Below are 23,665 nucleotides of genomic sequence, written 5' to 3' on the forward strand. Positions count from 1 at the left end.
TGAACTATGAAGCAGATTAGGCCTGGCAAGGATTTGCAAGAGATGGATTTTCTTTCTGGTCTTCGAATAAGATCCTGATTGAGTACGCAACAGTCACAAATACAGTATTTTGAGTTTAATTTTATTTGGGGATTAGGTTTCCCATCCGGTAATCAGGAAAAATCATTTTGTAGGCGTAATCGCATTATGAGAAGAAGGAAAATTTTGAAAAGAAAAGAGGTTTGGTGATTTATCCGAGCTCTTTCATTCCGAACAGGAATACAAAAAGTTATTAAATGGCATTCAGAAAGTCATGCAGATCCTCGTCCGTTTTTAGGTTCAACTTCTTTCTGAGTCGCGAACGGCTGATAAAAGCACTTGATGGAAGGATATTCAGGATGTCGGCGATTTCCTTCGAGTTTAAACCAATTTTTAAATATGCACACAAACGCAAATCATGGACAGACAAGGCTGGAAATTGCTCCTTTAATTTTTTGAAAAACTCCTGATGCAATTCATCCATTTGTATCTCAAAGGTTTTGTCATCCACAATTAGGTAGGAGTCCAATAATCTTTGCATTTCACTCCATTTCATTTTAGCCAGGGCAGGATTTTTTTGTGCATCGTCGCATTTCTCTTTCAGAATGACAAGCAGGCGATTTTTATCTTCATTCTCTTTTGCTTTCTTTGCCAGTTCAACGGTCTTGTTTTTTAATAGATCTTTGAGCTGGTCCGATTCCACTTTAAGCCGTTCCTGCTCTAGAAGCAGAATTTCTTGTCTGTATTTTTCGGCTTGCTGTCTTAGCGATTGCTGTTCCCTGATCAACATCTTTTTCTTTTCTTTTTTCAGGGTCAATTTTTGCCGTTCGCGAACAAGATAGATGGACAATGACAGTAAGGCAACGTAAAAAACATAAGCAAACCAGGAATGATACCACGGAGCCGCAATTTGGAATGAAACCTCCCGTGATCCTGTTATTTTCCCATTTAAATTTGCTCTAACCAGAAGTGTAAAGTTCCCAAAATCTAAATTAAACAGATCAAAATTATTATCAGATGTCCAGGGAGTCCAGTTTTCTTCATCACTAAGTTTGAACTGGTATAAAACATTGTTTTGGTTTGGAACAATGAATTCAATTCTCAGGTTGTTTAGCCTGGAAGAAATCGTTGCACCATTGAAATACAGGGTTTTTTCTTTGTTATTGAAGGCTTGAATTTTACGTAAAACAGGGTTGTTGAAGGCAGCTAGCTTTTCTTCTGCAGAATTTAGGTATTGAAATGCAAAACCGTTGTAAACCGGAAAAAAATTATACTCCGGGTGCAGTTCAATAGGTTTATAGAATCCAGGCAAAAGATAATCAATGTTGGGATAGCTTACCACTCCTGTATCTTGTAAAAATTTGTTGGCAATGGAATCGAAAGTATACTGAGATTTATTCGTAATCACGTGAATGCCTTTGTTGTTTTGAAACAGGAAAGGATTGGTTCCTTCAAAATCCTTTTCAGGAAAGATCTGTCTCTCAAGGGGATACAGCTTATTATCCAGGGAAGCCCTGATTACACCAAAATTGGGGATATTGACCCATAAAATGTTGTCATTCTCTAAGATCAGCTGATTACAGGAACCAAGAATAAGTTCCATTTTTTTAAAAAACACCCAATTGTTATCCGATTTTTTAAAAATGGAGATGCCATTGTAATTTCCAGTCAATAAAAAATCCTTGTAAGGAACGATAGTCCATACTCCGTGCTGATTGCTAATTTGACGGATGGTATTTCCTTCTAAAACAAATAAACCCTGATCGTGACCGATTAACAAATTATTGTCGATGTTTTCGAGGGTCCAGACTTGTCCTTCTGACCCTGAAACGAGCTGAAAACGAATAAACTCAGCATCGTTGTTGAGATCTGTCCAGTTTGCCTTGTACAACCCCTGGTTTGTTCCAAGAAAAAATATGTTTTCTTTCAGACATGCGGTATGCCCTGTCCCAAAATCTCCCCTGTAATCAAAAAAATAACTAATGTTGTTCTTAAGGTTTAGCGCAGCGATTCCATAATCCATTCCAATCCATAATTTCCCTGCAGGACTGTAATGTAAACTTAAAATAGTATTATTGGGTAATCCCTTATTTTTATTTATATGATGAATTATTTTTCCATCAAGATCAGCGATGTACAAACCTTTCAACACAGTTCCAAAAGCCAGGTAACTTTTGTCAATGTGTTCAAAGCTAAAAACATTCGCAGTTTTTAAATTTTGCGATAAGCTGTTGTTAATGGGGCTGAGCTGGCCTCCTGAATATCGGTAAAGCCCGGAGTTTTTGGTGACAATAATAGTATCCTCGTTTTTCTGAAATATTCCGGAAATCTGGAATTTTATTGTATCCGGGAAACTGAAAACAAGGTTGAGTGAAAGATCGGCGAACTGATAAAGGCCAAATGTTTCATCTGCAAAATACAGGTTATCGTTAGAGAAAAAGCAGTCGGTAAATTTACTTGGTGCCGCTATCTTTGTAAGTTGTTCATTTTTGTATATGTAAATATTTTGTGCTGAAACAAAAATGACATTGTCCTCAAGCAAGTGAACGTCCCAAAACTCTTCATACAACTCAAAAAGATCTTGCTGAAATGGGTATAAAGAAATGTATTCAAAGGCCTGGTATTTATTTTTTTTCCAGACTCCAAAATCCAAATCCGAACCAGAATAAATGATCGAATCATTAAGAACCAATAAGGCACGGGTTATACCGCTACTCCCTTTGTAACTGTTCCAGGTTTTGCCATCGTACTCCAGCAAACCCAGATCGGCGGCCATATAAACTATGCCATTGGGCGCTGATGCAATATCCCATATTTTTCCTTTGTTATGAAAGTCAGAAGGTGAAAAGTTTTCAAGCAAAGGAACTCCTTTTTCCGGAAAATTTTGCCCTGTTAGCGAAAAAGTGCCGAAAAAAAATAAAAATAAAAGGATAAAAGAAGCCTTCAAATGTTTTCTGTGTCGTCAGTATTTATATTTATGCAATATAATAAAAAATACTGTAGGTTTCCGACATGTATTAGGATATACCTCGTATTCTTTTTGCCAATCCTGTGTAAGATACCAATTATCTTCCCGGATAATTAATATACCCCCCTGCAATTCTCTTGCAAATAAACACTAATCCTGTCAACTTCACGGGCTCCTGCAGGAATTTCCTCTAACTCCAGGCCAGGAAATAACTGTTTTTCATTCCATTGTTGAATGGTGGTGCTAAAAAACGCTGATGTATATGAATCAGTTTCATATACAATGATATCATACTTTTCTCCTTTATCGCCTCCAAAACGAGTGATAACCTGCCATTCACCATTTCTTTTATACGAAGTATTGGTATGATCAGACTGAGGATAATATAAATTGTTACTGGGTTTTAACAGAACCCAAATATCTTTTTCATGCGATTCTGGATAAACGCCGTAAGTTAAAATCCTGCATTTTACAGAGTCATTTTCAACCGGCGAAATTACCTGAACACTTTTTACCGGATATTCTATTTGTCTTTTGCTTCCTAATACTGGTTGTTCAATCTGGCCTGGCATATTTGCACCCACATAGGCGTATGCGCCATAAAAGATTAATAAAATACCCAATATAGCCAACGGGATTTTTAATTTAATATTTATTAAATCCAGTGAAGCTCCTCGAAATGAAATGCTATCCACAATCGCAATCAAAACAAGGATAGCACCAATGATGATTAGGATAGTTTCTGAAGACATTTTTTTGAAGTTTTAATAAATGTAATAAAACAATTTTAAAATGCGATGAGAAAAAGAGAAAAAAGCCGTCCTTTTACAGACGGCTTTTTTTAAATGAAATTAAATTTACTTCACAATCAGTTTTTGGGTTTGCAATCCTCCGTTCAATGTTTGAATTCTCACGAAATAAACTCCCCGGTTCATGCCGCCGGTGTTTATTTTGGAAGCGTTGGTTGAAAGGATCATTCTTCCGCTAAGGTCAAACACTTCCAATTGTTTTACCTGGGCGTTGAGAGTCACCACTTGGCCCGAATTGACGGGGTTTGGATACAACCTAACCTGACTCTGGGCGGCATCAAGCTCGTTCACGCTGGTTCCGTCAGAATAGAAGAACACATTGTCGACATAAACCGTGAATGCTGCGGTTGGCAAGCCAGATAAAACTAACTGCGCAATATTTTGTCTTCCCGCAAGGTTAGTAAAATCATCCAGGGGAATATCCAGACTCACCCATTCACCCTGGGTTAAATCGGTAAATACAACTTCGTGCTCGGTGTCGTCACCACCGCCATAACCAGCATCAGGACCAAAGTCAACAAGTTTCACGCGGAATGTTGTGAAATCTGCAGACCAAACATCCAAATGGAAATGTGTCATACTGGTTATGTCAATCTGGTTTGCCACTGTTTCAATCCCCACATAGTCGAGGCTCGAATATTTTTTGGTAGGATTACCATCAATGGTTACTTCTTCATAGGCTGCTTGTGACCAATCAGTTCTCCAGGTATCAACAGGGACATCTGTGTAGGCATCACTGAACAGGGAAATCACGTCAGCCGGATCCTGGGTTGGGGTTGGTGCTCCTTCCGTTGGGCCGTCAGGCGTTGTACCTCCGGCATTAAAGGTGATGTTGTCAAAATAAACAATGTTATCCTGTTCTCTGCCTTCCAAATCAAAATCAGGAAATACAACAATTTGATCATATTGACCTTCTGCTTCAGGTGGATTTGGAAAGTCAGAGAAATCAAAGGTCAATTCTTCCCATTCATCCACCAGGGTGTTGGCTACCTTAATTTCAGGCTGCGACCAACCGCTGTTGGCCACCAACTTAATGCCTACATCACTGATTACAGACTTCCATACCATGATCTTGATGGTAGAGTTTGTTTCATCCAGCACGAACGGACCAAGGTCAGTTGTGCCATGGGCTGATTCAACCCCAGCATAGGGCTGTCCGGTTTGCAGTGCTGTAAATTTGGCCACAGTGGCTGATGTATTTGCCCCAGATTGGTCGGGATTTGCAATGATTTCAAGTGCAGGATTGGTATCGTTTTCAAACACGTTCCAGGTCCAGTCGGCGCCATAGCCACCCTCTTCAAAGTCGATGGGAGCATTGGGCCCTTCTGGTGTGGTTCCCCCACCACCTGAAACAGCACTTGCAGTTGCAGCACCGGGAGAGAATAATTCTTCAACGGTGTTGTATTGATACAGCCAGAAAGTATAACTGGTGCCAAGTTCGAGTCCTCCGAGCACAAAACCGAATGCATTGATGCCATCACCATCACCAGCAGTCGAACCAAAAATATATTCGGTTGCAGTGGTAGGATCAGCAGGGGCTTCGGCAGTTTTTGAGTAAAACATTTTATAAACCACATCGCCACCTACCTGGTTGGGGCCACAAGCAATGAATAATTCTCCATCTCCAACCGGAGTTTCACCTATCATGTTTGAAACAGCCAGACCTGCAGGCACCTGAGGAGCACCGCCACTGCCAGCCGCCGAGAAGGTTATGTTATCGAAATAGACAATATTGTCCTGCTCTCTGCCTTCCAGATCAAAGTCGGGAAAAATAGCAATTTGATCATATTGACCTTCAGCTTCTGGCGGGTTTGGAAGACCAGAAAAGTCAAAAGTAAGTTCTTCCCATTCATTAACCAAGGTGTTGGCTATTTTAATTTCAGGCTGAGCCCAACCGCTGTTGGCAATTAACTTTATGCCTACATCACTGATTACAGTTTTCCACACCATGATCTTGATGGTGGAATTTGTTTCATCCAGTACAAATGGACCAAGGTCAGTTGTCCCGTGAGCAGATTCAACACCAGCCCAAGGTTGTCCGGTCTGCAGTGCCGTAAATTTGGCCACCTTAGCAGAAGTGTTATTTCCTGATTGATCAGGATTGTCGATAATTTCTAACGCAGGATTGGTATCATTTTCAAATACTGTCCAAGTCCAGTCGGCGCCGTATCCGCCTTCTTCAAAATCGATGGGGGCATTGGGCCCTTCGGTTGGTCCTGAGCCATCCTTGTAAAAATAAATATTATCAAGGAATATGGTTGGGGATCCATCTCCGTCGAAAAACTTGAACTGGATTACATTGGCCAAATCAACTACGTCAGCAAATTCCGTCAACGGAATGTTGTAGCTAACCCATTGGTTTGGTGTAATTGGTAATGAATATACAATTTCACTTGGTCCTGGGCTGATCAGGGTAAAATTCACTACAGTTGCATCGGCCGTCCACATATCAATATGTATGGTTTCCATTTGCGTAACATTAAGTGCACTGGCAAATTCAGTCCCTTGGTAATTGAAGTTGGCATACTTTAATGTTTCATTTCCAGCAATTTCAACAAAAGACATCACGGTAGATTGTCCCCATCCTGGGTTAAAATTGGTCCCTGCCACATCGGTGTAAGCACCGCTGAAAATGGAAAGCACGTTGGCCTCATCTTCGGTAGGGGTTGGGGCAGCCACAGTAGGGCCGTCAGGTGTGGTTCCTCCAGCATTGAAGGTAATATTATCAAAATAAATAATATTGTCCTGTTCTCTTCCTTCCAGATCAAAATCAGGGAATACAACCACCTGATCCAACTGACCTTCTTCTTCAGGAGGGTTAAGATATGCTGAGAAGTCGAAAGTAAGTTCTTCCCACTCGTTTACCAAGGTATTCGGAACCTTAATTTCTACTTGTGCCCAGCCATTTGCTGAGACCAATTTAATGCCCACATCGCTGATAACTGTTTTCCAAACCATAATTTTAATTGTGGAATTGGTCGCATCCAGCACAAATGGGCCGAGGTCAGTTGTGCCATGGGCAGATTCAACACCAGCCCAAGGCTGACCTGCCTGCAAAGCTGTGAACTTGGCTACTGTTGCAGAAGTGTTGATTCCTGACGGATCAGGGTTAGTAATAATCTCCAATGCAGGATTGGTATCGTTTTCAAAGACTGTCCACGTCCAGTCGGCTCCGTGCCCACCCGGTTCAAAATCGATCGGGCCATTTTGAGCAAAACTCATTAATGATGCAATAAGCATCATTAAGAAAATTGTAGTTTTTTTCATAATAGATTCAGGTTTAAGGTTAAAAAAGAACATTCATTTTAAAAAAAATTTATGTTGAAAATGCTTAAATTGCTGTTTTACATAAAGGTACCACTTATTTTTGTTTTTGAAGGTGCTTAACCGCCAGTTTTGGCGTCCGGTCTATTTTAAACAGGCCCCAATGTTTTTCGGGTTCCAAAGGTTCAGGTGAGCCTTTCCAGAATTCATCAAAAGCTTCAAAAAAGAAAGTTAGGATATTTTCTTTTTCTGCCCATTCCATCAAGTTCTGAAAATATATTTTCTGGTACTCTTCATTTACATTTTCAGGATTTATCCCTCTTCCGTTTGAATTAGTGGCCCAGCCTGCTTCAGTTATGATCACCGGCTTATTGGGGTATTTCTTTGCAACAGAATAAAAATTTTCCTTGGTGTAATCAAGTGATTCATTGATATGCTTGTATTCCCAAACAGGATAGGTATGTATGGAAATAAAGTCCACCTCTTCTGCCAGTTTATCCAGTTTTACCAACCAGGGCACATAGTTCTCACAAAAAGTAACAGGTTGTTTGGTTTGGCTTTTCACTTGTTTTACATAATCCAGCACTTTGTTTTGCGGCACATAATGGTCGGTCCACTCTACGCAAGCCTCATTTCCAACTGAAAGAGAAAAAACAATATCAGGGTATTGATTGGCAAATTCAATCAACCTGTTAATACTGTTTTGGTTGTGAACCCGGTTTATTTCCAGGCGTTCCTCGGAGTAAACCCCACCATTCCAGGGACAATTGAAGTTATTCATTTCGGCGGTGATATAAGCACTCAGCATCAGTTGAAAATCAAACTTTTCCTTGCTGATGACTTCCAGAATAGTATCTGCGTGCTGATCGCAATCAAACAGCCGAAGATATTTCCAATGCCCCTGAAGGATTAGTAAATCCTCCTTTATCTCGTCATACGATGGATAAACTCCTCCAGGATTTTGGCCTTTACGGAAACCGGAATAGCAAATGGCCCTTCCGGGTTTTATTCCAAGTTTTTTAAACAAGTTCATCGACAAATTTCAGTTTTCCCAAATGATCCCAGATTCCCCAGTATGCGCCTACTTCACCTTCGGCTCCCACTTTCCATGATTCATCAAACGAAGAGAAGTAAAACACTTCAATATCATCGTCATTAGACCATAGCTGGGTGTTGATGAAATATTTTACGGCATGTTCCACCGATGGAATAGCACCACCCAGGTTTCCGCCTTTGCTGGGCCATCCCGTTTCGGTAATAATGGTTCTCTTACCCTTACCGGCGCTTTTGGCTTGCTGAAACATTTGTTGCATGTGTTGCAGCGAATACCTGAAATCAGTGCCTTCCCAAAAAGGGTAGCAGTTGCAAAGGATCACATCGCAGGCCTCCGTTATTTCGGGCCTGACCACAAATTCATAGTAGGCATCAACGTATCCCACTGGAATTTCAGGAATTTCTTTTTTTACCTTCCGGATAAATTCGAGGAGCTCATCTTCGGATAAATCATTGCGGTAAAGTACTTCATTTCCTACGGCGGCAATGTCAACATAACCCTCTTTGGCCAGCCGGATCAGGCCTTCGATTTCTTCCTGGTTTTTTTCCGGATCATCGCCCAGCCATGCACCCACAAGGGTTTTCAGCCCATATTCTTTGGCAATCTGGGGGATTAATTCATTGCCTTCAATGCACGAAAAGGAACGAATCCAGCTGGTGTGCTTTTTAAGGATCTGCATCCTTTTTCTTATTTGCGCTTCCGGAATAATATCTCCAGGCCCTTGTCCTTCCTCGTAAAGGCTGAAACAAAAACCGTGGACCCCACCATGAAGGATTTCCAGGAACAAATTTTTTAGATACTCAGGCGACTTGTCGTCGAGAAAGTTTTCGGCGGGGATGCTTTTTGATCCCCTGAATTTTAGATACTTTTCCGCTCTGAATGACATATTTCAAGTTATTTAAATTCAAAAAATCCAATTATTAAAAACGCGCTCTTATTTTATAGCTCCCCTCTGCGTCGTACCAGCTCATCTTTTATTTCACGGGCTTTTTCTTCTGTCAGGTCATAATTCCACATGACCAGGATAGCCAGGCCGGCCGTCAAGGCAGGTATGATGATATCTGCAAGTCTCAGGCGGGTGATTGTTTCGGTGGTTTGAAGTGCAGCATTCTGATCAAAGCCAACCAGTTTAAGCACAAGTCCGCCCAATACGAGCGCCAAGCCCTGCCCGAGTTTCACCATCCACCAGTAAATGGCCCCGAAGGTGCCTTCTTTACGGGGCATGCCATTGTTCAGTTCATCCAGGTCGCATACATCGGCTGTCATGCTCATCATCAGGGTAAACAAGCCACCAATACCAAATACCATTAATGGCAGCGGCATGAACATTAGCCATGGAATTTCCGGATTGAAGCCGTACCATTTCAATGCGTATCCTACCATTGAGATGGCCGTGGAGGCAATAAAGGCATTTCTTTTGCCCCATTTGTTGGCCATCTTGGTAATAATCGGAATAACCAGAAATGCGGTAGCCAGCGCACTAACGGTAGAGAACCATGCGGGCCAGGTGCCGGCAAGGCCATAATCACCTTTGAACATGTAGAAAACAATGATGAAGTAACTAAAGGATGCAACCATTTGGAAGCCATTGAAAACCAGAAAGGTGGCAGCGCAAAGTCTCACGAATGTAATGTTCTTGAAAATAAGCACCATATTATGTATGAGGCTCTTAAAGTTTTTGGCAATATTCTTTATGGTGAGGTCGTCTCTGTTGCTTAGGTTTGCCTGGTCAATTTCTTTACAAAACAAAGCCGGCATCAGACCCAAAATCATGCATATCCCTCCAACTATAATGGAAAGCCGACGAACACCAATGGCTTGCGAATCAAATAAGTTTGGATTAGCAATAAGCACCCAGAACCAGGGAACGATCATCCAGGCAATTTGCCCGATGGTTTGCGAGAAACCCATCAGCCGGGTTCGCTCGTTGTAATCGAATGTCATTTCGTATCCCAGCCCTATTAGGGGGGTCGAGAACATGGTATTTCCAATCAGGTAAACCATAGAAAGGATGAGAAAATACCAGAAATTGTACATCTGCGAATTATCCGGGTTGAGTTGCCATAACACGGCAAAAAGCACTCCGCTCAGAATGGCCCCAAAAAAAATGTAAGGTTTTCGGCGCCCAAACCTCGATTTGGTGTTGTCCGAGATATAGCCCATGATAGGGTCAGTAATGGCATCGAAAAATCTCGGTAAGCCACCTAGAAGGCCTGCAAGAAATGGATCCATGCCAAAGGCCGTAAGTAGAAAGAACATGAAAATACCTAATGATCCAGGCAAAAGGTTATTGACCAGGTGGCCTGCTCCAAAAGCTGCTTTTTGCCCTAAAGGGACCCTGTCTTTTAATGGGGTAACGTGGGTTGACATGGTGGTGATTTTAGTTTATGGTTATATTGCGGCAATGATTTTTTCCTGACCTGTGATTAAAACTGTCTGAATAGCCTTTCCGTTTATGGAGAATTCAAAGGCATTTCCACCTAAAGAAAGGCGGATTCCACTGGCTTCTTCAGTAGGATTGAAAATGACTACGGCAATACTGCCATCAAGGTTCTGAGCTGCTGTAATCTGCAGGTTCTCATCAGGACTTGTAAAGCCAATTCTAATGGCGCCGGGCCTTATAAACCTGCTGAAATGAGCCAGGGTATAATATAAGGGGGTGAAGTACACTTCGTCCATATCAGGGTCAACAATAACAGGGGCAATACACCAGTTTTTCGCCCAATTGGGGCCGCCCTGCCTGTCGAGCACCATGTTCCAGTCAACCCATCCATCTACCCAGTTGTTAAGGCAGCCAATAATATCACGGGCATACCTGAACACAGGAACATATTTTGGATGCAAGTACTTATGTTCTTCTGGAGCCCAGTCATAACCCCAGTCTGTGGCTTCCTTCGACCAGTACCATTGATCATTTTCCCATTCGGGTACTTCCGCATCTATGCATGCTTCCGTATTAATCAGATGCTTGCCAGGTGCTTTATGATAAGTATACTGCAAGGCATCAGGAAAAAAATCAAAAGTGCTGGCATACCAGTGTACAGCAGTACCGTCGAAGAATTTTTTTGCTTCTTCATCATCAAACATGGCATCTGCCCATTTTTTTAACTCTTCGTCGCGGTTCTGGTCAAAACCCAGAATTTTAACCTGGTGTCCGTCATCCCTCAATCTTGGACCCAGGTGATTCTTAACGAATTCGTTTTGTTCCTCCGGCGTAAAATGCATGCTTTCCCAGTTGCTGTCGTTGCCAAGGGGTTCATTTTCTACTGTTAATGCCCAAATGTCAATTCCTTGTTCACCATAAGCCTCAATGTATTTTGAAAAGAACAAAGCCCAGGTATCATAATATTCAGGCAAGAGCTTTCCGCCGCGCCAGTCGTTGTTGTCCTTCATCCATGGGGGAGCAGTCCAGGGCGAGGAAATGATTTTGAACCCATCTTTTGAAATGGCCATGGCATTTTTTATCATGGGAATGATGTCGTCCATGTCCTCGTCAACTGAAAAATGCTCCAACTCCTTATCGCCTTCCACTGGGGCATAAGAATAGTTGCCCAGTGAAAAGTCGCTGGAGTTTATATGGGTGCGGGTCAAAGAATACCTTGCGCCTGTCTCACCGAAATAGGCTTCCAGGATTTTATCCCTGTTCTCTTGGCTCAACTGATTGAGCAGGTAAGCAGAAGCTTCGGTAAAGGAGCCGCCAAACCCAGTAATAGTCTGAAACTTTTCTTCCGGTAAAATGGAAATCTCCAAAGTTTTCTCAACGGAAGGGAATTTTGTTAATTTGGTAAGTTGGTGGCCACTTTCCGATGTTTCAAAAACCTCAAAATTTAATGGTTCCGGTTTCATACAACTATTCATCAAAAGAAGAATAATGGAAATTGTGAATAAGAATTTGGTCAATGCTTTCATACGGTTTTTATTTTCGTGCCTGAATTTCATTGTCGGTGGGCGGAACTTTTACATCGCTCATCAGCGCGTCTTTGTCGCCATTGTAGGTTTTAGTAATGGGCATTCCATCGCGTGTTAAACCATCGAAAGTGCCTGCATCCACCAAATCCCAGATGGCAAATTTGGCTTGCGATTTCAGGTTTATGAGCCCGAAATGGTTTTCAGATCCAAGCGGATTCTCAGCATCTTTCCATTGTTCATCAAATCCAATAAAATAAAAGCAAGTAATGCCGGCATCATTGGTCCATTCGCGTGTATTCCAGTAATAGAGGGCAGATTTGTATTCATCGGTTGCTCTTGATCCTTCATCTCCATAGTGCTCATTTGATTGTGTGGACCAGCCGGTTTCGCCGATATGCACCGGTTTGTCTATCCCCAAGCTCTGCATGTAGTCCACCACACTTTCGTACTGGTTTTTTGAATAGTCGCGGGCCCTGAGCATGGCAGCATGAATCTTCTCCAGGTCCGACAAATGCTCTTCCTCTTCAGGGACGCCCCAGAAATCGGGATTGTAGTGGGTATCATGCATGGGGTAGGTGTGCATGGAAATAAAGTCCACGGCTTTGATGAGCTCATTCAGATCGTCATTGTGATACTCACTTCCGCCGCCGCCCCAGGACGCAAAATTGTCGGAACTTGTGATCCACAAGGTTTCAGGCAATTCACCTGCTTTTTTCAGATCCTGCAAATAATTTACCCATTTCAGAATGATGGCCGGCTCCACATAATACTCCCAGGCCCAGTGTACCATGGCTTCGTTGCCCACGGCAATTATTTTTACGATGTCGGGATATTGCTGCGCTAGTTTCACGGCCCGGGCAACTTCCGCCGCGTTTTCCTGGCTTTCTTCGTTCCTTATCCGGTCGGGCAGGTCAGTAAAGGCGTTTTTACAGTCGATCCAGATTCCCATCATCAAATACATTTCAAAATCCGGATCTTCCTGCTTCAATTCGGTTATTGCTTGCAAAAGGTTGGCTGTTTCATCGTAATACACATTGTAGGTCCTGAGCACTTTTATTCCCATGGCCGACAGAATTCTCATGTCTTCTTTCAACTCAGAAATTGTTGGTTGAATATCCCTTGATTTCTCCCGATAACCCCCATAAGAAATGGCCTGATAATCAGAATTACCTAATATTTCGGCGGCAGTTTTACTGGTTTGCTGTGGGCTTTGAGCGCATGAGGTCACTAACGCCAGGGTAACCAAGGAAATCAGGATTGAAAAGAACCTCTTCAAAGCAGCTGGGATTGTATTCGAATTAAATTGTTTCATAATAACTGTGAAATAATAATTTATTATTGTCTCTCCCTTCTTTGCTCCAATTCATCCTGCATTACCAGACAGGTTTTATGATCAATGGCATAGAAATACAGGAGAATGGCACACGACATATAAAGGATGCCTGGGAAAACAGATATCATCAATTTTATTCCGGTAATTGTGGTGGTTGTTTGTTCAATATTAGGGATAAATCTGAACAATGCAAGTAGCCAACCAGCAAGTGCCCCACCTATGCCCCAGCCAGCTTTTTGGGCAAAAGTGGCTGCCGAAAATACCAGCCCTGTTGCCCGCCTGCCAAACTTCCATTCAGAGTAATCTGCAGCATCGGCGAGCATGGTCCAAAGTAACGGAACAGCAGGTGCATAGGTGAACTTTGCCAGGATGTTTAGTGTGTAAATAGTATAGACGTTATCATTTCCCGGAACATAAAGGGAAATGAAGAATGTCCCTGATATTAGAGAACTTGCGATATAAACGTTTCGTTTTCCAAATCGCTTGGCAAGTGGTTTGGATAGGGGTATGCCCAAAATCAAGGCAACAGAACCAATCACATTGAACAATTGAACGCTTTCTTCATTGCCAATGTAGTATTTGAAGTAATAGGCAATGGATAGATTTTGCATGGCGAACATCACAAAAGAGAGGATACCAACAAAAAACAGAATAACCCAGGGCTTATTTCTAAAGAGGTTCTTGATATCTTCCTTTAGGTTTTTTTGCTGGGTTGGAGGAGGGCTAATCCTTTCCTTTGTGGTTTTGAAGGTGATCATAAACAGAATTAAACTAATCACCGCAAAAAGGATCAGGGTATATTGGTACCCTTGGGCTGTATTTCCTCTACCGAAATAGTTTGCCAGGTATAGCGCAGTGCCGGTTACGATAAGTTGCCCTGCAAAGGCAAAAATAAAGCGATATGAGTTCAATCCTGCCCTTTCGTATGAATCAGAGGTCATAACCGCTCCCAATGAAGAATAAGGCAGGTTGATGGCAGTAAAAACGGTCATCAGCAAGAAATAGGTTACCCCGGCATACACTACTTTACCACTGGGACCGAAATCAGGAGTTGTAAAAGTCAGCACAGCCAGTATACTATAGGGCAATGCCATCCATAACAAGTAGGGGCGGAATTTACCCCAGCGCGTATTGGTCCTGTCGGCAATTACGCCCATCAGCGGATCACTAACCATATCCCAGATGCGGGCAATCAGCATGATGGTGCCAGCTGCGGCAGCAGATATTCCAAAAGTATCGGTATAGAAAATCAAAATCCAGAAGCCCACCATATCCCATACGAAGTGGGAGGCAGTATCGCCCAAGCCATAACCTATCTTTTCCTTTACTGATAGCTTCGTAATGGTTTTGCTCATGGTTATTTATTTACTGAAACTTCAACCCGCTCAACCTTTCCGCTGCGGCCGAAAATATGGCTGCTTATTTTATGGTTTAAAGCCTTTCCATTAATGTTCTCATTGGTTCCATCGGCGTAAAAAACATTGATGCTTTCAGTGATTGAAATAGAGTAAACTACTGGTACCTGGCAAATGGTAAACCCAAGCTGATCTCTTTTTAGTTTCAGATTTTTTAATTCTCCCTTAATGGTGTAGTATTCAAATGCTTGTGCTTCAGTCAGAAACTCTTCCTTCCGGAGCAGGCAGGGGTCGAAATAAAGCTTTCCTTCCTTCACAAACACGCCTAGTTCTCCCAAGCGTGCCAGGAAATCTTCTTTCACCTGACCGGTCATACCGGGTTGCTGAGCGCCCCTGTGCTTGGGGGTGTGCGAATATGGGTCGGTGGGGAAGGCGCCATAAAGTTTGGGCGATTTGTGTACGCCAATACCCGCTTCGATCTCATAGTAATGATCAAGCAATTTGCCAACGATAACCGGATCAGCCCCTTCTTCCATGGCCTTCAGGCAGCATTCCTGCACAGCCAGCAGCAGTTTCGAAACCATATGCCAGTAAATGGAGCCCAGCCCCTCATAAGAGTAGAAAGTGCCTGAGCGGCCCGTAAAAGCTTTATGGTTGAACACCTTCTCAAAAATATCCAGCACAAGCTTCTTCTCTTTCGCTGCCAATTCCTTGTATTCGCTGGCGGCCAGCGCATTTAAGGCATTTTCAAGATCCCTGGCGTTCTTGAAATTGCCGTTGAAGTGGATTCCTCCCAGAACATCTTGTTCCACGATTTCCCTTCGTCCGACAAAAAGCATCCTTCGTATTAATTCTGATGATTGTGCATCAGGTTCAGGTATGATGTTTTTTTGTAAAAACCCCGGTAATTCTTTTTCGGGATATAAAATATAGCTGTACTGGTCTTTTCTGAAAAGGGCACTGCCTTTAATGGCGTCGAGCACATCCAAAGCCTGTTCAGCGGTCAAGTAACCCGAGCTTAAAACCGCCACCTGCCCTTCGAGCATTTCGCTCAAGTGCGAAGAAGAAACTTCGGTTTCCTTTAAAGTCAAAAGATTGTAGGCGTGGTAAAGCTTGTCAGGCCTTTGGTTGGCCCGGATTGAATGCTCAATATAATCGAGGCACACCTGCGTGAAAGTCTTTAGTCCTGAGATGGAAGAAGTTCTTTTTTTACCCCAAAAGCCGTTCTGGTAAATTTGCTGACGATAGTCTGATGCCGCCTTTCCAATGCGATCCACAATAGCTTTTCTGTCTTTATCGTTCATGGATTTTGACAGCAAGGGGCTGAACTCCTGTAAGGTTTCTCTCACACTGTGGTAGAATTCAATCAGTTCACCCGATAACTTTATGCTTTCCAGCTCTGAACGATCAACGATTTGCTGGAAAAACTTCATGAAACGGTGCAGATAGTATAGCGTAACCATTGAAACGCCGTTTCCAACGAGCGCATTATTGGCATCATTCCATTCGGGCCGCTGGGTGTTCATCCAAATACCGGCTTCAGGTATTAGGTTCGACATTTTTGCCAGCACCGTGGCCAGAATTTTTTCAATGAAGTTGACCCGGTAAATCTTTTTGTCATTGGCAGTGAGCAGGGCACCGTCCGCTCCAAGCAAATCGCGCTGTTTTCTAATAGCCAAGTCCCAATTATGATCAAATTCGATAGTGTCCTTGGGGTTTATCAGGATTTGATCGTAGGGCTTGATAAGATAGGGCACAGCGGCATACACAAACCAATCCTTGTCGAACAAGGACTGCAAATGACCGGGCTGGTGTTTTTCAATGATCTCAAAAAACTTCTGCAGGTAAATGATCTGGTGGTCACCCCAATAACCGATATACGACCAGGGATTGTCGGGCTCAATGGTTTCCCAGTCGAAGCCGTCTTTGGTTACCCTGTATGGATTATAACCATCGAAAGTGGAAGCGTTGAGGAACTTGAAAATCATCCCTTCAATAAATTCGGGATAGGAGTGGGCCAATGCTTCCCAGTTTTGAAACAAATCGCGCCAGTTGCCTTCATAATCAAGGATCTTGGACCCATCGGTTTCGTTTTGTACGTTGATGGTAAAATAGTTCCAGGGGCGGCTGGGATCTCCGTGCCTGCGGCTGAACTTTAAGGGCAGATACTCGATGGAAAGCCGCATTAAATCGGCGTCTCCGGTTTGTTGAAGAAGCTCTTTAAGCTCTAGCTGGCTGAAAACTTTCTTCAATTTTCCAATGAAGTCCTGGTGTTTGCCCACAACTTTATTATTGGCCTTTAAAAGATATTGGACAAAATCTTCCTTCTCAATCTGGTAGTTATTGTCGAAGGTTCCCCCGCGCATGATATTGAACAGGGTGTTGGAAAAATGGCGGGTATCGTTCAGTTTATCGGCGGTGCAGTGCAGGCCATCCGCGCCTGCAACCAACTGAATCAGGCTATTGGTTCCTGATTCAATATCCGCCCGGACTTGCTTGTGGAGATCGGGGTTGTCCTTAATTTCTTTGCCAAGGCTGATAATCTGCGAATGGGTTTGATTGACATTGGCAATGATCTCCCACTTTTTCGAAGCTTTAGGTGGCATCGAAATAGTACAGGAAACAAAATAAGCGCCTTTCTCACCCTTCACATCCGTTTCTCCAAAGATCTCCTGCTTCTTCCTGAAGTTGTTCAGCTGCAAGGAAGAGAGCAGGTATTTGGGTCTCTCCAGCCCCAATGACCAGGCGATGTTGGCTTTGAGTGCTTCGCTGGGTTCGGCCTTGTCAACGATTATTGCGCTGAGGGCAAAAATGCCAATTCCAGCTGAGGGTTCCAGTTCACTCCTTTTGTAGGCATCTACCAGATTGCTGGTCGATCGTTGCAGATCGCTGGGCACCCCAAATGGCATGATATTCTGAATTCCGTCAAGGAGCGTAATCTGGTAATCAGTATCCGACAGGTTGTTTAAAGAAACTTTTCTTACAAACCCAAATACCTTGGATGAGTTCCACTGGTATCTGAAAACCAGATTCAGGTCATGGTTGATCTCTTCAAAAATAATCTTATTGCCATGAACGCTTTTGTACAAATTTCGGCTAATGACATACTTGCCTGTAAACCTTTCAGAAAAAGGTTCCCAAATATGGGTGCCGCCATTGAAATGAATTTGAAAAATGGATTTGCTTCCCGTAATATCGGCCGATTCGGTTATTTTGTCGTCGGTGTAGTAAGGAAACAAAGCATATTCGGGGTTCTTGCGACCGGCAGAAAGACCGCCATTGCTCGAAACAAACATCCAGTGATTAGAGTCACTTACGATGCTCATAAAGAAGGGACGCATTGCGTCGTGATTGATAATTTTGAAATAGCTTTCATTTTCATGAGCTACGATCTCCATTTCAACCTTTTTTCCTGTAGTGTTTTTTGTTTCGCCTGAATATGCTTTGTTCATGGGGATTAATTCAGAGAATTAAACTTGGTGTTAACCCTCAAGGTTAATGTGTTTAGTCCACTTCCTGATAAACCTTCACGTAGTCGATTACCATTTTTTGCGGAAATGGGGTTTGGGGAGTTGGGAAACCGACGTAATTCCCGCCTACTGCTACATTCAATAGGATGAAAAACGGATGGTCGTAAACCCACTCACCGGGGACATCGTTGCGTTCGATCCGTTGGTACAAGTAATCATCTACAAAAAAGTCAATTTTGTCCTCATCCCACTCAATGGCAAATAGGTGGAAATCGGTGTCGAACCGGCCACTGATCAAGCCAAAGCTTTTGGTGATGGGGTTTCCGCCTGAATATCCGGGCCCGTGAATTGTGCCATGAATAATATGGGGCTCTTGTCCTCTTAGCTCCATAATATCAATTTCGCCGCACTGGGGCCAACCTACAGCCTCAATATCAGACCCCAGCAGCCAGAATGCGGGCCATAAGCCGGGCCCGTAAGGTGTCTTAATCCGGGCTTCAAAACGGCCATAGGCTTGTGAAAAAAGCCCTTGCGTTTTTATTCTTGCCGAAGTAAAACTACCTCCTGAACGTATTGCTGTAAGCACCAGGTTTCCCTGCCCATCAAGCGATACGTTTGCCGGGTTATTGGTATAAACCTGCAGTTCCTCATTGCCCCAGCCACCCAGTCCGGTGCCGAGGTCGTAGGTCCAATTTGAGGCATCAGGCAACTGCCCGGCATCACCGTCAAATTCATCGCTCCAAACCAATTGCCAGTTGCGCTGTTCCAATTTCTGAACATCGTCACGCTCACAACTCCAAAAGGCAACCAACAATAACACCAGTATGGAGATTATTCGGATTTGTTTATATTCAAATTTTGCTTTCATCAGTTCTGTATTTTATGTTTACAGGTAAGACCTGTCATGACTAGTTCTTACGGAAATAAATGTTGTCAGCGTAGAAGCTTGGAATATTTCCATTCACATCAACAAAAATGATTTGCCAAAGGGCGGTTCTGTTGCTTAAACCTGCAAAGCTTGAGAAAGGGATATCCAGGCTAATCCATTGCTGTGACTGTGATGGTGAGATAGTAGTGGTATAGAGGCCAGTACCACCTCCAGCGTCATCAACCAGTTCAATTCTGAATTGGGCGTTCGCACTCAGGGCATTGGGTAGATAAATGTCTAAATGCAGATGTGTCATTGAAGAAGCATTAACAGCGGGTGAGCTGAATTGGATGCCCACAAAATTGAAATTGGTATAGTGAAGAATGTGGTCCCCGTTAACTTCAAAATCAGCAGAAAGGGTTGTTTGATAGGGCTCCCAGTAACCATTGTAATAATCAACAGGTACATTTGAATAAGCATCGCTAAAGATTGAAATGACGTCCTCAGGAGCGTGAGTTGGGATAGGAGCTTGCTGGAAAGACCCTACAGAGTTAATTGTCAATGAACCCTCGGCAACAACATCGCCCACATGGGCGGTAATTTGGGCATTTCCCGGTCCGCCGACAACAGTAACATTTCCATATTCATCAACAATTGCTATTGACTCGTTTGATGAAACAAACTCAAAGTATGCAGGTGCTGCGTTAACAGCCTGGTCAATTCCTGCCGGCAGGTTGAAAATAGATACTAAACCGCTTAGTTGTTTTGAAACCCCAACAAATGAAGTTTCTGTTTGGTCCTCCCCGTTCAGAATGGCAAACCGCGGGTGGGCAATGGTGCTAAGGTTTTCAAATTTCACCTCGTCAATCCAGAAGGTGTATCCTTTATCGTTTTCGGGACCTTCTGCATAATACAACATTCCTTTCTCCATATTTAGCCTCGAAGGATCGGGAATTGGGATATAGTATTTCTTCCAGTTTGAGTTTATGGGCAGATTTGAAATTGAAACCTCGTATTTGGATGCTCCTAGGTCATTTCCGAATCCAACAAGGTCGAGGTTGGCGGCCTGTGTAGCTTTAGCCCAAAAAGTCAAAGTATTATACCCTGATAAGTCCCTGCCTTCGGAGGTGAAAAATACCCCACCAGCAAAAGCACCTCTGGGGTCGCCTGCGTCGGGAACTTCAAACCTCATGGAAGCACTTGAATTATTGTGTGTTACATCATTGTCAACATCAAATGCCGAAGGAACAGATCCACCAAAGGCTGCGTAATTTAATCCCGCACTGAAACCATCGATAAAGACTTCGGGATTGCTGGGGTAGGGGGCAGGGCTCAAATCGGTGATTTCACGTTCACAACCCCAAAAGAGCAGGATAAATATCCCGATTGGGACAAACTGCTTGATTTTTATAAATTTATGTGACTTCATTTTTTCAGCTTTTTAATTTCCAATACTAATGAGGATGTAGGTTCTGATTTCCCACTCATTGCCGTTGTCGAAACCAATCGCCTCGGGATCGGGAACAAAGTTGCCGGCAGGGTCAATGGATTGCGTTGGCGAATAGCGTGGAGAATACCTGTCGAGGGTCCGGTAGGTGCCCCGAACGCCAATGCGGGTGTTAGGAAGCTCAAACCAGTCAGGTCTTCCCAGTGAAACCGATAAGTCGGCCATCAGCTGAAGGGGGAAAGTAAGGTTAAAGTCGCGGTGATAATCGTACGGACCCCAATCGTTAATCCTGACAAATGAATTGAGCCTTATGGTTTTGTAGATCGTACGCAAATCAATACCAAAGCGGCTGATGGTACGGTCGTCACTGCCGTTTGCCTGTGCATCTCCTCCATAAATGTTGGCAATAAAGCCATAATCCTTGTTGATTTTTGAGATAACCCTGGCATGTACTTCCCACAAGTCTTTTGCAGGCGGTGATCCCGGGAATGCAAATGTGGTGCGTCCATCGGGCAAAATTCCAATGGCAGCATCCATGGTGGTGGGCAAATGACGGTAAACGAAGCCCAGACTAAATGCAAATCCTGCATCTTCGCTTCGGTCGCTGTCCCAATCGTACATCCAGGTGCCGGGTGTTGGGTCGTAGGTTAATAAAATTTCACCTGCCACTTGCTCCCTGTTTGATCTGACTACAAATGGGTCTTCGAGGATATTACGTGGCCTTCCGGGAGCAGGTACCGAATTTGGAATCGGGCCTTCAATGGGCTTCTGCCACAAAAAATTGGGTGCAATTTGAAGATTTCCCATTAGATAGGTAAAGCCCGACAGGAAGTTGTACTGGTTTCCGCTGCCGCTGTCTTTCAACCTCCATCCGGTAAAAGTCAGGGTCTGGTCTACACCTCCCTGTGCTACCAGGCCCATAACGGCCGATTGTGCATACCAGTTAAACCTGCCTCCAGTATAAGTCAGTTTGATCTTGCCACCCCAGGTATCCTCGGGTTTGATATGATCCTGGTAAACGGTATAATCACCTTCTTCACCCCTTACCAGTTGAAATTCCCGGTTCTGCAAAGGCTGTCCGGCCCATATACCACCCAGGTCAACACCAAATTTCCCAAAGTCTCGGTTTAAATGAAGGGTTAATCGTCTGGTTTTTGGCTGCGGAATGGCAAAGGAACTCTCCGTCATACCAAGCTGGTCGAGGTCTTCGTGAAATATTCCGGTGAAATTGAATTTGCCCAAGGCTTTAGAGTATTTCAACAATAGCGCGGGGTTGGCTCCCCACCAGAGCTGCGGGCCAAAAGCAAATTTGAAATCTTTAAACTGCTTTTTGCCCTCCACCTCAAAACCGAAAGGTGCAATACCGTTATAAATATCGATTTGTGGACCGTAGTTTGCTTCCGGATAAAGGCCAAAAAAGTCGCCCTCATAGCCCCAGTGGTAATGTCCCGTGCGGTAAAAACCGTTCAGATTGAAATACCTGTGATTCCATTCGTAACTGGCCCTGTAAATCTGAACCCTGTTGATTGATTCGACGTTTACGTTTCCATCAGGGCTGCTTAGCAAAACGGGCCGACCCCGATTTTCATAAAAAATCTGGTCAATTGGATTCTGGGCTACATTTCCCAGTGCATTTAACTCGACATTGGCCCTGAAGTTAGCAGCAGGCTGGGCCTCAACGCCCACATAAAACGACTGCATGTGATCAAAACCCAGTTGGTTTGGAAAGGTCTGATCACCCGGAATTGGATCATTGGGCGTGGTAATAAGGCTTCCGCCAGTATTGAAGGTGGAAAGGTGCGCAGTGAAATGGCTTAGCCTGATAACCTTGTTTCTCTCCCCCTCAAGGGCAGCTTTATCGCCTCTGGCTTGCAGGGTTGCATCAGAAATATTAATGCCATTAAAGTGATTGCGAAGATCAGTCATGGATGTTTCAGCTGCATAAGGGTTAAATTTATGAGCCTCCTTTAAAGCATAATAAGCCGCTCTTGGAAATAACTGATAAAAGCCCTTAGCGTCGGTTGGCCCTTTTGCGCAAATGCCAAACCATTCTTCATTCATGTTGTTTTCGCCCGGAATGTGGTCAAAACGATAGCCGCCGTTCTCCCATGAAGCATTGGTGTCATGTGCATCCAGGTTCTTGGTTTGTCCAAATTTCCACCAGCCATCGCTGAACTGAAAAGTAAATCCACCAATCGAATTGCCTGCTTTTCCAAGCCCAGCTGCATTTTCGTATATTTCCATCCAGTTGGCAACATCATAATAAGCCTGTTCTCTCTGTGCCTCTTCCATGGTAAGGGCATTAAAGGCATCAGATCCAAATTCGGTTAGAAGGATGGGCTTTCCATATTCATTCTTTACCCTGTCAAACATATCGGTAAATGAAACTCCGCGATATACGTTGACTCCGAAAATATCCACATCCTGGCATTCTTCTGCAATAATATCTAAAAACAATAAGTCTCCGTTACATAGCGCCACCGGGTGGTTTTGGTCAAGGGCTTTCATGTCCAATGCTGCCTGGTTGAAGAGTTTGTACATGTGGCGTGCCATGATGGTAGATTCCCGGTCTTCCATTGGAATATCTTCCGTTTCGGCGCCCGACCAGAAAAGCCCGTAGTTGTTTTCGTTGCCAAGCAAATAAAGCAAGAGCCCCGGCGTGTTTTTATACTCTTCTACAAGTTCAGTGACCTCCCTCAAAAGAAGTTCAATGGTCCTAGGGTCAGAATAATCGGTGTTTGCAACCCAGGCACCATCCAGCGTTAAACCGTAGCGACCGAACGAGTGGTTGAGCATCGTGTAAATGCCATAGGTTTCGTATATATAGGTAATCCATTTGGGCTGGATTCCCGTATACACCCGAATAGCATTTACACCCATGTTTTTCAACATCGACATTTCATCGTCAATGGCTTTTTTGATAAAGTCGTCCGGCTGGTTCCATAAGCTGTACATGAAATTGGTGCCAATGGGAAAATAATCCCAGTTCATGCCATTTACCATGAAGGCTTCACCCTCCGTTTTCAGCCGCCAACCGTCTTCTTGTTGTTCAACCTCAACCCGGTTATTTTGTGCAAACAGGGAAAGGGAAAAACTGAAAATTAGCAAAAAAATTAGTTGTCTCATAAGACTTTTCATTTGGGAATAATTAATTATTTCAAAAATAGGGC

At 43.5% G+C, this 23,665-nt stretch carries 13 protein-coding genes; all 13 read right to left on the minus strand.

Annotation, left to right across the window (positions count from 1 at the left end; genetic code table 11):
* Window positions 1–271: 271 nt before the first annotated feature.
* The 13 genes from V2I46_12735 to V2I46_12795 all read right to left on the minus strand — a co-directional run bounded on the left by V2I46_12735 (window position 272) and on the right by V2I46_12795 (window position 23,621).
* Window positions 272–1,426 (minus strand): hypothetical protein, encoded by a 1,155-nt coding sequence (locus V2I46_12735; GenBank protein MEE4178363.1) that lies wholly within the window; start codon window positions 1,424–1,426, stop codon window positions 272–274.
* Between the two features lie 1,673 nt (window positions 1,427–3,099).
* Window positions 3,100–3,738, minus strand: a complete 639-nt coding sequence (locus V2I46_12740) for a hypothetical protein (GenBank protein ID MEE4178364.1) — start codon at window positions 3,736–3,738, stop codon at window positions 3,100–3,102.
* 105 nt (window positions 3,739–3,843) lie between these two features.
* On the minus strand, window positions 3,844–7,062 hold the full coding sequence (locus tag V2I46_12745) for a T9SS type A sorting domain-containing protein (GenBank protein MEE4178365.1): 3,219 nt from the start codon (window positions 7,060–7,062) through the stop codon (window positions 3,844–3,846).
* 94 nt (window positions 7,063–7,156) lie between these two features.
* Window positions 7,157–8,092, minus strand: coding sequence for a hypothetical protein (locus V2I46_12750; GenBank protein ID MEE4178366.1), 936 nt, complete (start codon window positions 8,090–8,092; stop codon window positions 7,157–7,159).
* Window positions 8,079–8,999 carry a glycosyl hydrolase family 17 protein gene (locus V2I46_12755; GenBank protein MEE4178367.1) on the minus strand — a complete coding sequence of 307 codons (921 nt, stop codon included), beginning with the start codon at window positions 8,997–8,999 and terminating at the stop codon, window positions 8,079–8,081. Before V2I46_12755 ends, V2I46_12750 begins: the two co-directional genes overlap by 14 nt.
* 53 nt (window positions 9,000–9,052) lie before the next feature.
* Window positions 9,053–10,483, minus strand: coding sequence for an MFS transporter (locus tag V2I46_12760; protein ID MEE4178368.1), 1,431 nt, complete (start codon window positions 10,481–10,483; stop codon window positions 9,053–9,055).
* 21 nt (window positions 10,484–10,504) lie between these two features.
* Window positions 10,505–11,863, minus strand: coding sequence for a glycoside hydrolase family 30 protein (locus tag V2I46_12765; protein ID MEE4178369.1), 1,359 nt, complete (start codon window positions 11,861–11,863; stop codon window positions 10,505–10,507).
* A gap of 166 nt (window positions 11,864–12,029) precedes the next feature.
* Complete coding sequence (locus tag V2I46_12770) at window positions 12,030–13,298, minus strand: hypothetical protein (GenBank protein ID MEE4178370.1); 1,269 nt, start codon at window positions 13,296–13,298, stop codon at window positions 12,030–12,032.
* A 59-nt stretch (window positions 13,299–13,357) separates the two neighbouring features.
* Window positions 13,358–14,710, minus strand: coding sequence for an MFS transporter (locus tag V2I46_12775; GenBank protein MEE4178371.1), 1,353 nt, complete (start codon window positions 14,708–14,710; stop codon window positions 13,358–13,360).
* Window positions 14,711–14,712: 2 nt separating this feature from the next.
* Window positions 14,713–18,108 carry a hypothetical protein gene (locus tag V2I46_12780; GenBank protein MEE4178372.1) on the minus strand — a complete coding sequence of 1,132 codons (3,396 nt, stop codon included), beginning with the start codon at window positions 18,106–18,108 and terminating at the stop codon, window positions 14,713–14,715.
* 106 nt (window positions 18,109–18,214) lie between these two features.
* A complete protein-coding gene (locus V2I46_12785; GenBank protein MEE4178373.1) occupies window positions 18,215–19,048 on the minus strand; it encodes a glycoside hydrolase family 16 protein in 834 nt (277 codons plus the stop codon).
* Between the two features lie 40 nt (window positions 19,049–19,088).
* The gene (locus tag V2I46_12790; protein MEE4178374.1) at window positions 19,089–20,477 is read right to left on the minus strand and encodes a hypothetical protein; all 1,389 of its coding nucleotides are present in this window, start codon (window positions 20,475–20,477) and stop codon (window positions 19,089–19,091) included.
* Between the two features lie 12 nt (window positions 20,478–20,489).
* Entirely contained in the window at window positions 20,490–23,621 is a 3,132-nt protein-coding gene (locus V2I46_12795; GenBank protein ID MEE4178375.1) for a glycoside hydrolase family 2 TIM barrel-domain containing protein, read from the minus strand.
* Between the last annotated feature and the right edge of the window lie 44 nt (window positions 23,622–23,665).

Source organism: Bacteroides sp., from assembly GCA_036351255.1.
Taxonomy (GTDB): Bacteria; Bacteroidota; Bacteroidia; order Bacteroidales; family UBA7960; genus UBA7960.

What these genes read in the sequence shown, in the direction of transcription:
- V2I46_12755 (MEE4178367.1), bottom strand. Translation starts at nt 8,999, where the DNA reads ATGTCATTCAGAGCGGAAAAGTATCTAAAATTCAGGGGATCAAAAAGC.
- V2I46_12785 (MEE4178373.1), bottom strand. Translation starts at nt 19,048, where the DNA reads ATGAAAGCAAAATTTGAATATAAACAAATCCGAATAATCTCCATACTG.
- V2I46_12795 (MEE4178375.1), bottom strand. Translation starts at nt 23,621, where the DNA reads ATGAGACAACTAATTTTTTTGCTAATTTTCAGTTTTTCCCTTTCCCTG.
- V2I46_12760 (MEE4178368.1), bottom strand. Translation starts at nt 10,483, where the DNA reads ATGTCAACCCACGTTACCCCATTAAAAGACAGGGTCCCTTTAGGGCAA.
- V2I46_12775 (MEE4178371.1), bottom strand. Translation starts at nt 14,710, where the DNA reads ATGAGCAAAACCATTACGAAGCTATCAGTAAAGGAAAAGATAGGTTAT.
- V2I46_12740 (MEE4178364.1), bottom strand. Translation starts at nt 3,738, where the DNA reads ATGTCTTCAGAAACTATCCTAATCATCATTGGTGCTATCCTTGTTTTG.
- V2I46_12780 (MEE4178372.1), bottom strand. Translation starts at nt 18,108, where the DNA reads ATGGAGATCGTAGCTCATGAAAATGAAAGCTATTTCAAAATTATCAAT.
- V2I46_12750 (MEE4178366.1), bottom strand. Translation starts at nt 8,092, where the DNA reads ATGAACTTGTTTAAAAAACTTGGAATAAAACCCGGAAGGGCCATTTGC.
- V2I46_12745 (MEE4178365.1), bottom strand. Translation starts at nt 7,062, where the DNA reads ATGAAAAAAACTACAATTTTCTTAATGATGCTTATTGCATCATTAATG.
- V2I46_12790 (MEE4178374.1), bottom strand. Translation starts at nt 20,477, where the DNA reads ATGAAGTCACATAAATTTATAAAAATCAAGCAGTTTGTCCCAATCGGG.